This is a genomic window from Rhizobium terrae (genome assembly GCF_003425685.1).
Lineage (GTDB): Bacteria > Pseudomonadota > Alphaproteobacteria > Rhizobiales > Rhizobiaceae > Neorhizobium > Neorhizobium terrae.
In genome coordinates this window covers 1-10,980 of the sequence record NZ_QJKM01000043.1, presented here as the reverse complement: position 1 = coordinate 10,980, position 10,980 = coordinate 1, and the positions used below count along the sequence as shown (strand labels likewise).

Sequence of the window (10,980 nt, the reverse complement as noted above, 5' to 3'; positions counted from 1 at the left end):
GCTGCACGCAGCTTCGATGCGATCACACAGGCCCTTGGCGACATCATCAGCCTCTTCTCCGTCGCCGAATGCCGAAACTTCTTCAAAGCAGCAGGCTATGAGGCTGAATAATTGCGACACGCTTTAAGGCGCTAATCGCGGCGATTTGGGGCGGGCTTTGACGAGAGCGTCCTGACTGAGAGGATGGTTGTGTCGCAACCCACCCTTCAGACAGGAGGCCCCGATGGCTGAGATAAGCCCTCTTCGCCGCCGGATGATCGAGGACATGACGGTCCGCAATCTTTCCCCGGCAACCCAACGATCCTACATCAACGCTGTACGGAAGTTCAGCCGCTATTTCGACCGATCGCCTGATCGGCTCGATCTTGACGATATTCGTAGCTTCCAGGTTTACCTCGTCTCAACCGGGATATCCTGGGCATCGTTGAACCAGATTGTATGCGCTCTTCGGTTTTTCTATGGGATCACTCTGGGCCAGGATGATGTCCCCGAGCGGATCCCGTACGCGCGCGAGCCACGGAAGCTCCCCGTTATTCTGTCGGCGGACGAAGTGGTGCATTTTCTTGAGGCCGTCTCCAGTCTGAAGGCGCGCGTGGCGCTGACCACGGCTTATGCCGCTGGCCTGAGGGTCGGTGAGGTCTGCGGACTGAAGGTCGAGGATATCGACAGCTCCCGCATGGTGATGCATGTTCGCCATGGTAAAGGTGCCAAAGCCCGATACGTTATGCTGTCAACCGAACTGCTCGGCATCCTGCGCAGCTATTGGCGTCTATCGCGCCCCACGACATTCCTTTTTCCAGGGCGTGATGCTGACAAGCCGATCGAACCGACAGTGTTAAACGCCGCCTGTCGGTCGGCGGTTTCGGCAACAGGTCTTTCAAAACGCGTTACCGTGCATACGTTGCGGCATTCCTTTGCCACTCACCTGCTGGAGAATGGCACCGATATCCGGATCATCCAGGTCCTGCTCGGCCATGCCCATCTGTCGAGCACGGCACACTATACGCAGGTTTCCACCGACACGATCCGGTCGACCGCTAGCCCGCTCGATCGGTTACGGCTGGAGGTGACGCCGCCGGAATCGTAATCGGTTGCGCCCCACCTTCGAAGTCGCCGACGTCTTTCGGCGGCATGGGGCCTCTTACAGACGAGAGAACGCCGGCCATCTTGGCCGCGGCGAACGACGCGTCATGGGGGCGATAGAAGCCTGCCGGACACCCAGGCTCGGCGGTCACGTCGATGCCTGCGATGAGTGCGGCAAGACCCGCATATCCTATAATTCCTGCCGTAATCGCCACTGCCCGAAGTGTCAGGGCGACGCTCGTAAGGAGTGGGTCGCGGCCCGCGTCGCCGATCTCTTGCCGGTCCCGTACTTTCATGTAGTCTTCACGCTACCACCTGGCGTCGCCGAGATCGCCTTCCACAACAAGGCGGTCGTCTATGCATTGCTGATGCGGATCTCGGCCGAGACGCTGCAGACGATCGCGGCCAATCCCAAATGGCTGGGCGCCGAGGTCGGCGTCACCGCCGTGCTTCACACCTGGGGCCAGGCGATGACCCACCATCCCCATGTCCATTGCGTCGTGCCCGGCGGCGGTCTCTCGCCGGACAGGTCAAGGTGGGTCGCATGCCGGCCGGGCTTCTTTCTGCCCGTGCGCGTGCTGTCGCGCCTGTTTCGGCGGCTCTTTCTGACTGCTCTTGCTGAAGCCTTCGCCAGGGGTGAACTGCACTTCTCCAACGAACTCACCCATCTCAACGACGACGACGCGTTCACCCGCCATCTCGCACGTGCTCGCAGCATCGAATGGGTCGTCTATTCGAAGCCACCGTTCGGCGGGCCGGACCAGGTGCTTGCCTATCTCGGTCGGTACACCCATCGTGTCGCCATCGCCAACAGCCGCATCGTCGATGTCGGTGACGACCATATTACCTTCCGATGGAAGGATTATCGGGGAAATGGTCGCGACCGTGAGAAGATCATGCGCCTTCATTCCCAGGAGTTCATCCGGCGCTTTCTCCTTCATGTGCTTCCGGACGGCTTCCACCGCATGCGCCACTTCGGCTTTCTCGCCAATTGTCATCGACGGGCTCGTATCGGTCTCTGCAGAAGCCTTTTGGGCCAACCATCACCAACAGGCGGGCAACCCCATTCCGCCAAATCGCAGCACGCAAATTCCTACGAATGCCCCGACTGCCGGCGCCCCATGCGTAAAACAGGTGTCAACGTTGCCCCAGTTGCGCCGCTCCGACCGTCATCCTTCCGGTGCGATACATCATGATGCCCGACGATCTGCGCCAAGTGATACGCCCACAGACCCAGCGCATCTCCAGCGTGCGATATCGCTTGACCTTGGCCAGGGCAAAAGACCGCCGATACCGATCCATATCGCAAATAGATCCGCGAAACGTTCGGCAAACCGCTCCCGAAGGCGTACATTCGAGCCCATATTCCCGGTGGAGCGGCTGTGGCGAAATCGTTTCCGATTCCGCTCCAGCGGCCGTGCTCTAAGAATCCCATAGCAGCGACAAACAACCCGCGCCTTAGTTCAATCCGGCTTACATGAGCTCGCCCGAATTCGCCGCACCGCCTGATGCGCCCTCAAATAACCCTCCCGATTCTCAAATCATTGAAGCTGTGATTCCCTTTGCTCGAAGGGAGAAGCGGCATGGGCAAATCACATCCGATCGCGTTGCGTAGTCGTGTTGTTGCGTTTGTCGAGGAAGGGCATAGCCATCGGGAAGCAGCGCGGCACTTTCGCGTGTCGCCGCGTTTTGTGAACAATCTGGTGATCCTGAAGCGGGAGACCGGATCGCTGGCGCATCGATGCGTGGAAAAATGTTGGATCGCATCTGCATAGCGTCCAAATGGACGCTCGTCGCTTGAATGGGTCGTCTCGTGCATGTCACTGGCGCATGTCCGGCATAAGCTCGATCTTGGAGCCATCCGAGAAACGCGAGAATCGGAAATGGGTGGGATCGACGATCGGCTTTCGTCCAGATACCAAGTCAGCCATCAAGCGACCTGCTGCAGGTGCGATTCCGAAACCGTGGCCAGAAAAGCCAGTCGCGATATGAAATCCTGGGATCGACGATACTGCCGAGATGATTGGGACCGCATCAGGAACAACGTCGATATAGCCACCCCACCGCTGGGCGATCGCGGCGTTCGCAAAGATTGGCCAGGTTTCGGCCAGCTTTGCCAGCGTGCCGTCCGCATATTTTTTCGAAGGAACTGGGTCCAGTACACGATTGTATTCGAACGGACTTGCCTCGTCCATTTTCCAGTTCTTGGATACGCGAAGCTCTTCAAAGAATCGCCCACTAAGCCTGAATTTGAGGGTCCTCCACTCCTCCTTGAGCGACGGAAGAAACTTCAGTCCGTATCTGATCGAATTAGGCACAAGATCGACGATATTCTCATGTCCTGACGCGATAGTGTAGCCACCATCCTGACGTTTTCGCAAGGCAAACGCTTTCGTCCAAAGCGCGCCGTCCGGTCCTCCCGCGACCGGCTCTGTCATGATGACCGAGTTCAGGACGTTGAGCTGCGGCACGTCGATGCCAAAGCGCTGGCAGAACAGATTGGTCCATGCCCCTCCCGCCATGACAACAGCGTCGCATTGAATGACACCGCGCTCCGTAACGACGCCGCTCAACTTGCCGGCCGATGTTTCAATTCCCCTGACAGCGCATTCGGTAAAAATCCCCACACCTTTCTCGCGTGCGGCCTCAGCGATCGCGGGTGCTGCCTTTTGCGGTTCGGCTCGACCATCAATGGATGTGTGCAACGCACCAAATGGCTTTATTTGAAGTCCTGGGAACATTTCTGCAAACTCATTGCCATCGAGCATGTGGCTTTCGATCTGATATGGCTCAAGATATTTGGCCCATTCAGCGTAGGTATTGAATTGCTCCTCGGTACCGCATGCGAAGGTGATGCCTGCCCTCTTGTAGCCGGTGTCGCGGCCCAATCGCTTATCGAGCGTTTCCCACATCTTGACAGCTTCGATCATCAAGGGAATTTCGCGAGGATCCCGGCGGGAAAGGCGCACCCATCCCCAGTTTCTGCTGGACTGCTCGTGACCGATCCCGCCCTTCTCGCAGACGGCTACGGCAAGTCCCTGTTCGGCAAGCTCAAGCGCCGTCGCGGCACCTATGATCCCCCCTCCGATAACGACGACGTCAACTTTTTTAGGCAACACTTCGTCGCCATGAAAAGGAACGACTCTTGGACCCGGCATATCTATTCCCTTTCCACGTCGGCAGGACCACATCTGCCTGAGGTGGTCAATGTCTATTGAAAAACGTTCTCGTCCGTACCTTGGCGCAACGCAAGCGGGCGCTCGCACCTCGATTCGATTTCGATGGCTGACGCGTCTGATGCGGACTTCCCGATAGCCAACAGAACATCCAGAACATGCAACGCCAGTTCGCCATTTGCGCGGTGAGGCCGGCCCCGCCTGATTGCCACGGCCATATCGACCACGCCGACCGCACGATGATCCGCGACCTCCCTGCCGGTTCTCAATGTCCTATTTCTTTCACCGAAGGCGAATCCGGCGATGTCGACAGGCTGCCAATCTCCACCCTTGTCACTGATCTTGGGCTCATCGCCGAAAAAGTTGGGATCCGGGACCAGCAGTGACCCATCCGTCCCATAGATCTCGATGGGCGCACGTTGATGCTTCCAGACATCCCATGACGCATCCAGAGTGAAGCGCGCGCCATTCACGAACGTAAGAAGCGCGCTGTAACTGGTAGGGGTTTCGACCTGGATGTCTTCCCCGGCGCGGTCACCGCTCCCGATCCGGCGCACGGGATATCCCGTCGATGCCGTGGCCGTGACAGCCCGTATAGGACCAAGAAGATTGACCAGCGCCGTGATGTAGTAGGGGCCGAGATCAAGAACCGGGCCCCCTCCCGGCTTGAAGAAAAAGTCGGGGTTCGGATGCCAGGACTCCATGCCGCGCGACAGGAAGCTCGCGGCGCCACCGAGAACCTTTCCTATCCTTCCATCGTCGATGAGAGCGCGGCAGGCTTGATGCGATGCGCCGAGGAAGGTGTCGGGAGCGCATCCCACCCGCAACCCGCGCGCATCCGCCAGACTCAACAATTCGCGAGCCTGCGTCACGGAAACCGTCAACGGTTTTTCGGAATAGACGTGCTTGCCAGCCTCGATGATGCGCCCGCTGACTTCGGCATGGGCATTCGGGACTGTAAGGTTTATGATGATCTCGATAGACGGGTCGGCCAATATCTCATCGATCGTCGCGAATCCAACGCCGGTCGCCGCCGCCTGCGATCGGGCGGCTTCCTCTCGAATATCAGCGACCGACTTGACCTGAATGGACTGCGAGCGCCCCACGCCGAGAATATACGCGGTGCTGATGACACCGCACCCAATGATTCCAACCTTCACGGGATATGCACTCAAGCCAGGCTCTCCTGAATGTAGCGGAAGCTATTGGCGATCGTGGCTGCCGGGTTCAAAGGCTTGTCGTGCTCTACCACCAGAACCTTCGCACCATTTGCAATGGCCTCAGGCCACAGGATTTTCCAGTCCAGGATTCCGGAACCCACATCCGCCCAGCCCGCTTCACTCTCGTTCTGGCCCTCGGGAGCAAGATCCTTGACGTGAGCGGCGGAAAGCCGGCTTGAATAACGCCTTAGCCAGAAGACCGGATCAACCCCACCGCGCGTCAGCCAGGCAATGTCGGCTTCCCACTGTACGGGAGCCGATCCAGCCGCTTCGAACACCAGATCCAGGGCCGTCTTGTCGCCATCCTTGAGATGCAGGTCCCAGTTGTGGTTGTGGTAGCCCAGCGTCATGCCATGGGCGGACAGCTTGTCGCTCAGGATCGCCAATTGCTTTCCCAGATCCCTCCAACCCGCGGCCGGCATGTCTCTTTGCGGAACGGGAACGGAAGGAACGAACAACGCGGAAATATTGAATGCTCGCGTATTGTCGATGACGGCCTCTAGGTTATCAGACAGATCAGCTAACGCAACATGCGAACCGGTCGCCTGCAATCCTCGAGCCGCCATAAGTTCAGCCAGATCCCGACCTTGGGCGAGCTTGGCGCCATACAGCTCCACGAACTCGAAACCGGCCGCCCTGACGGAATCCAGCATCTCGCTGTCGTTTTCTATGCTGCGCAGCGTGAACAGTTGCACTGACAGTTTCGTCATTGCGTTTCCTTGCATAAGTTTTCGAGATGGCTACAATCGTTTGTCCAGCTTAGACAATCGATTGTATTATTGTCAAGACGTTGGAAATCGATTACGGCTAGAATTCAGTCAGAACGCTTCAGCGTATGCTGACAGCATCAAACGAGTTGGATTTGACGATGGAAACGATCAAGGGCCCGGCCATCTTTCTCGGTCAGTTCGCGGGTGACGCCGCTCCGTTCAACTCCTGGGGCGCGATCACCAAATGGGCGGCCGAAAAGGGTTATGTCGGGGTGCAGGTGCCGACCTGGGCCAGCCAGCTCATCGACCTCAAGCAAGCTGCATCCTCGAAGGATTATTGCGATGAATTCGCCGGCATCGCCAAGGGCAACGGCATCGAGGTGACGGAGCTCTCAACCCATCTGCAGGGTCAGCTCGTCGCGGTGCATCCGGCCTATGACGAGGCTTTCGACGGTTTCGCGGCACCTGAGGTGCGCGGCAACCCGAAGGCGCGCCAGGCCTGGGCCGTCGAGCAGGTGAAGATGGCACTCAGCGCTTCCAGGAACCTCGGCATCAAGGCGCATGCGACCTTTTCCGGCGCGCTTGCCTGGCCATTCATCTATCCGTGGCCGCAGCGTCCGGCCGGGCTCGTCGAGACCGCCTTCGACGAGCTTGCAAAGCGCTGGACGCCGATCCTCGACCATGCCGAGGAGTGCGGCGTCGACGTCTGCTACGAGATCCATCCGGGCGAGGACCTGCATGACGGCGCCACCTTCGAAATGTTCCTGGAGCGCGTGAAGAACCATAAGCGCGCCAACATGCTCTACGATCCGTCGCACTACGTGCTGCAATGCCTCGACTATCTCGACCACATCGATATCTACAAGGACCGGATCAAGATGTTCCACGTCAAGGACGCGGAATTCAACCCGACCGGCCGGCAGGGCGTCTATGGCGGTTACCAGGGCTGGGTCAATCGCGCCGGCCGCTTCCGTTCTCCCGGTGACGGCCAGGTCGATTTCGGCTCGATCTTCTCCAAGATGGCCGCCAACGATTTCGACGGCTGGGCCGTCGTGGAATGGGAATGCGCGCTCAAAAATTCCGAGGACGGCGCGCGCGAAGGCGCCGAATTCGTCAAGGCGCATATCATCCGGGTCACGGAGAAGGCTTTCGACGACTTCGCTTCCGGCGGTACGGACGAAGCGGCCAACCGGCGGATGCTGGGGCTTTAAGATGTCTACCCGATAACAAGTCTGCCCCTCACCCTATCCCTCTTCCCGCCTGCGAGGAGAGGGGACCCGCGATGCTCATTGGTCGAGATGGGCGGAGAGGGGGCGGCACATGCCTTCTCCCCGCCTGCGAGGGAAGGTGGCGGCAGCCGGATGAGGGGCGGCCGCAAACCAATTTGTTCAGGAGAGGTAATATGACAATCGAAGGTAAGGACGAACAGGCGCGGCAGCCACGCATCCGGCTCGGCATGGTGGGGGGCGGCTCGGGCGCCTTCATCGGTGCGGTGCACCGCATGGCGGCGCGGTTGGACGACCAGTTCGAGCTGGTGGCGGGAGCGCTCTCCTCGACGCCTGAGAAGGCGATCGCTTCAGGCCGCGATCTCGGGCTCGACCCGTCGCGCAATTACGGCTCCTACAAGGAGATGGCGATCCGCGAGGCGCGGCTGAAGGACGGCATCGAGGCGGTGTCGATCGTCACGCCGAACCATGTGCATTACGACGCGGCCAAGGAATTCCTGCGGCGCGGGATCCATGTCATCTGCGACAAGCCGCTCACCTCCAACCTCGCCGACGCCAGGAAGCTGAAGAAGGTGGCGGATGAGAGCAAGGCGCTCTTCATCCTCACCCACAACTACACGGGTTATCCGATGGTGCGCCAGGCCCGCGAGATGGTCGCCAACGGCGACCTGGGAAAGATCCGCGTCGTGCAGGTGGAATATCCGCAGGACTGGCTGACGGAAGCCGTCGAACAGACCGGCGCCAAGCAGGCCGTCTGGCGTACCGATCCGGCCCAGTCGGGTGCCGGCGGTTCGACCGGCGATATCGGCACGCATGCCTATAACCTCGCCGCCTTCATTACTGGGCTGACGCTCGAAAGCCTCGCCGCCGATCTCGACAGTTTCGTCGAAGGCCGCCGTCTCGATGACAACGCCCATGTCCTGCTGCGCTTCGATGGCGGCGCCAAGGGCATGCTGTGGTGCAGTCAGGTGGCGCCGGGCCACGAGAACGGCCTGAAGATCCGCGTCTACGGCACCAGGGGCGGCATCGAATGGGTACAGGCCGATCCGAACTATCTGTGGTTCACGCCGTTCGGCGAGCCTAAACGTCTCCTGACCCGTGCCGGCGCCGGCGCCGGTCCCGCGGCCGCCCGCGTCTCGCGCATCCCGTCCGGCCATCCGGAAGGCTATCTCGAAGCCTTCGCGACGATCTATACGGAAGCGGCGCACGCGATCAACGCGATGAAGAACGGCGCGGCGATCGGCAAGGACGTCATCTACCCGACTGTCGACGACGGCATCAAGGGCGTCGCCTTCGTGGAAGCCTGCGTGGCATCGTCGAAAAGAAATGGTATCTGGACAAAAGTTTAACACTCGATTCGTCGCGTGACAGGGATTGTAACAAAATGCAAAAAGTTGTGAGATATGACCAGCAACATGCAAGGCTCGATTGCCTGGCGCAGCCCTGAAAGGAAGAGGCTTCTTGCCCTCCCACCAGCAACCAAAAATGAACAAGCAGTCTCGTAGGTCAAGACCGACGATGGCACATATCGCTCAACTGGCCGAAGTTGATGTCTCGACAGTTAGCAGAGCGCTTGCGGATTCGCCTCGAGTAACTGTGGAGACGAAAGAGCGGATCCGAAAAATTGTCGAGGAAACGGGCTATGTCGTCAATCACGGCGCGAGGATGCTGCGCAACCAGATGGCCGGGCAGATCCTCGTTATATTGCCGAACATCGCTGCAACCTTTTATCCGGAAGTCGTTCTTGGCATCGAAGATACGGCCCAAAAGGAAGGCATGAGCGTCATCATCGGCAGCACGCAGTTGGATAATGTCAGGGAAGAAGCTCTGGCGCAGCAACTGCTGAACGGCGCGGTCGATGGGATAATTCTTCTCACGGGCCATCTCCCGGAGGTTCTTCGGAATTTCGCGGGGATTGAAAGACATATTGTAGCCGTATCCAGGTCAGTTGCAGATATCAGTATTCCCTATGTCAATATCGACAACGAAAAGGCGTTCGCTGCTGCCGTCAAGCACCTGCTCGCACAGGGCTATACCGATATCGCGCATATAGCTGGTCCCAAACGAAGCCCAACCGCGATCGCCCGTATTCAAGGCTACACGAGAGCCATGACTGAGGCAGGTCTAAGCACTTTCATTCGCGTGGAGGCTGCCGAGTCTTACGATATCGAGGCGGGTCGCCTGGCAATGCAGCGAATCCTTTCGAGCGGTCCGCCACCCAGGGCTGTTGCGTGCGCGTCAGACGAGATGGCGATGGGTGCGATACGATCCACTCGAAATGAGGGACTGCGAGTACCGGAAGATATTGCCTTTATCGGCTTCGACGACATAAGTTTTGCGGCGGCTTTCGAGCCTGCGTTGACGACTATCCGCAGTCCAAGGCGAAAAATGGGTGAACTCGGTGCGCAGTTGTTAATCCGAAACTTAAAAAACCCTAACCTCAAACCAAAAAGCATCGTCGTTGAACATCAGCTTATAGTTCGTGAGAGCTGTGGCGCTAAACGGTCCAAAGGGAAGACTTCGGCGCCAAACAGAGACAATTAATGGGTTTGCAGCTGGATAATTTGCCGAGAAGGCGACCTAGCAACGTTCGGCTAAACTTTTAAGTGATTCCTCTTCTGCAGAGCGCGCCGATTGTCAACGAAGCGTGCCGTTCAACGCCGGTCTTCGATTGGTAGGCATCTGCGTGCGCCAAGGCTCTGGATGTTTGTTCGGATATTCATGTCGAATAGTGGATCTCAATTAATGAGCGATCCCACGAATAACGATTCAAATACGCTTTGACAATCGTTTGCACAATGAGACAAACGATTGTCTTTTGCTTATGTTTGGATGCGCTGCGTTAAGCATGGTCGGTGGTTGAGCTCCCGTGACGCTATCGCAAGCTTGGCATGCGCCCGGCAGGTCCCAGAGCTGCGGCACTCTGGGACCTGCAATGGTTATGCTTGGAATCTGGAGGTCTTACCGCAGATGGCCGCGATTTTTGCTGTCTTGCGACGTGCTCCGTATTAAGGCCCGTTGACATTCATTTGATTGCGAGATGGATTGCGCGCAGGAAGATGAAGGCGGCGACTCTTTCGTCAGTCTTTTCGCAGCGCGTCGCGATGCTTCGGACCTGTTTGAGATCGCAGAAGAAATTCTCGACGAGATGCCGCCAACGATACATGGCGAAGTCACAGGTTATAACGCCCTTGCGATCCGCTTTCGGCGGGATGACGGCCTGGGTTTCGGCTTGGCGGAACAATTCACGCAGACGGTTGTTGTCCAACCCCCCAGCAGCGCCTCCATGGTAACCGTTTTGAGCGCCCCACGGTCAAATTGGGTTGACGTTGTGCGGCTGGTGACGCAGCACAGGCTGATTACGAGGCCGTCTATCCGGTAGCGACGCTACGGGTCATTTGCTGGGGCGGCGGGATTGAAGCGCATCGGCTTGCAATTGGCATAGATCTGCTCGACCACAAACGGGATCGCGCGCCATGCATCCTTGAGCAGGGCCGGCGAAGGCTTTGGGAATGCCATGGAGATCATTTCGGCCAATTCGGATCTCGTGGACTGAATGAGGATG

Annotated in this window: 10 protein-coding genes and 1 pseudogene; 6 read left to right on the top strand and 5 right to left on the bottom strand. The window is 58.4% G+C overall.

Features of this window, described 5'->3' with window-relative positions; all coding sequences use genetic code 11:
- Positions 1 to 223: 223 nt before the first annotated feature.
- The 3 genes from DMO26_RS32835 to DMO26_RS32825 all read left to right on the top strand — a co-directional run bounded on the left by DMO26_RS32835 (position 224) and on the right by DMO26_RS32825 (position 2,858).
- Positions 224 to 1,087: a tyrosine-type recombinase/integrase gene (locus DMO26_RS32835; protein ID WP_117196467.1), complete on the top strand. Its 864-nt coding sequence runs from the start codon at positions 224 to 226 to the stop codon at positions 1,085 to 1,087.
- Positions 1,088 to 1,091: 4 nt separating this feature from the next.
- Positions 1,092 to 2,279 carry an IS91 family transposase gene (locus DMO26_RS32830; RefSeq protein WP_117196466.1) on the top strand — a complete coding sequence of 396 codons (1,188 nt, stop codon included), beginning with the start codon at positions 1,092 to 1,094 and terminating at the stop codon, positions 2,277 to 2,279.
- 387 nt (positions 2,280 to 2,666) lie between these two features.
- On the top strand, positions 2,667 to 2,858 hold the full coding sequence (locus DMO26_RS32825) for a helix-turn-helix domain-containing protein (RefSeq protein ID WP_226951511.1): 192 nt from the start codon (positions 2,667 to 2,669) through the stop codon (positions 2,856 to 2,858).
- 45 nt (positions 2,859 to 2,903) lie between these two features.
- Here the strand turns inward: DMO26_RS32825 and DMO26_RS32820 are convergent, their stop codons facing one another.
- From DMO26_RS32820 to DMO26_RS32810, 3 genes are read right to left on the bottom strand one after another with little or no spacing between them, the layout of a single operon-like run.
- Positions 2,904 to 4,241, bottom strand: a complete 1,338-nt coding sequence (locus DMO26_RS32820) for an NAD(P)/FAD-dependent oxidoreductase (protein ID WP_117196465.1) — start codon at positions 4,239 to 4,241, stop codon at positions 2,904 to 2,906.
- A 53-nt stretch (positions 4,242 to 4,294) separates the two neighbouring features.
- Entirely contained in the window at positions 4,295 to 5,434 is a 1,140-nt protein-coding gene (locus DMO26_RS32815) for a Gfo/Idh/MocA family protein (protein ID WP_117196464.1), read from the bottom strand.
- Positions 5,431 to 6,189, bottom strand: a complete 759-nt coding sequence (locus DMO26_RS32810) for a sugar phosphate isomerase/epimerase family protein (protein WP_117196468.1) — start codon at positions 6,187 to 6,189, stop codon at positions 5,431 to 5,433. Before DMO26_RS32810 ends, DMO26_RS32815 begins: the two co-directional genes overlap by 4 nt.
- A gap of 158 nt (positions 6,190 to 6,347) precedes the next feature.
- On the opposite strand from DMO26_RS32810, the gene DMO26_RS32805 reads away from it, so the two are divergent.
- The 3 genes from DMO26_RS32805 (at position 6,348) to DMO26_RS32795 (ending at position 9,959) form a co-directional block, all read left to right on the top strand.
- Positions 6,348 to 7,400: a sugar phosphate isomerase/epimerase family protein gene (locus tag DMO26_RS32805; RefSeq protein ID WP_117196463.1), complete on the top strand. Its 1,053-nt coding sequence runs from the start codon at positions 6,348 to 6,350 to the stop codon at positions 7,398 to 7,400.
- 191 nt (positions 7,401 to 7,591) lie between these two features.
- Positions 7,592 to 8,764: a Gfo/Idh/MocA family protein gene (locus DMO26_RS32800; RefSeq protein ID WP_117196462.1), complete on the top strand. Its 1,173-nt coding sequence runs from the start codon at positions 7,592 to 7,594 to the stop codon at positions 8,762 to 8,764.
- Positions 8,765 to 8,933: 169 nt separating this feature from the next.
- On the top strand, positions 8,934 to 9,959 hold the full coding sequence (locus DMO26_RS32795) for a LacI family DNA-binding transcriptional regulator (protein ID WP_162895185.1): 1,026 nt from the start codon (positions 8,934 to 8,936) through the stop codon (positions 9,957 to 9,959).
- Positions 9,960 to 10,440: 481 nt separating this feature from the next.
- Here DMO26_RS32795 and DMO26_RS32790 read toward each other — a convergent pair whose 3' ends face one another.
- Both DMO26_RS32790 and DMO26_RS34665 read right to left on the bottom strand, forming a co-directional pair.
- Positions 10,441 to 10,683: a transposase gene (locus DMO26_RS32790; RefSeq protein WP_117196460.1), complete on the bottom strand. Its 243-nt coding sequence runs from the start codon at positions 10,681 to 10,683 to the stop codon at positions 10,441 to 10,443.
- 119 nt (positions 10,684 to 10,802) lie between these two features.
- Positions 10,803 to 10,980, bottom strand: a pseudogene (locus DMO26_RS34665) (YecA family protein); the annotation flags it as partial.

Bases quoted from the DNA above. Each gene is read 5' to 3' on its own strand.
- DMO26_RS32795 (WP_162895185.1), top strand. From the start codon at position 8,934: ATGGCACATATCGCTCAACTGGCCGAAGTTGATGTCTCGACAGTTAGC.
- DMO26_RS32820 (WP_117196465.1), bottom strand. From the start codon at position 4,241: ATGCCGGGTCCAAGAGTCGTTCCTTTTCATGGCGACGAAGTGTTGCCT.
- DMO26_RS32810 (WP_117196468.1), bottom strand. From the start codon at position 6,189: ATGACGAAACTGTCAGTGCAACTGTTCACGCTGCGCAGCATAGAAAAC.
- DMO26_RS32835 (WP_117196467.1), top strand. From the start codon at position 224: ATGGCTGAGATAAGCCCTCTTCGCCGCCGGATGATCGAGGACATGACG.
- DMO26_RS32800 (WP_117196462.1), top strand. From the start codon at position 7,592: ATGACAATCGAAGGTAAGGACGAACAGGCGCGGCAGCCACGCATCCGG.
- DMO26_RS32805 (WP_117196463.1), top strand. From the start codon at position 6,348: ATGGAAACGATCAAGGGCCCGGCCATCTTTCTCGGTCAGTTCGCGGGT.
- DMO26_RS32825 (WP_226951511.1), top strand. From the start codon at position 2,667: ATGGGCAAATCACATCCGATCGCGTTGCGTAGTCGTGTTGTTGCGTTT.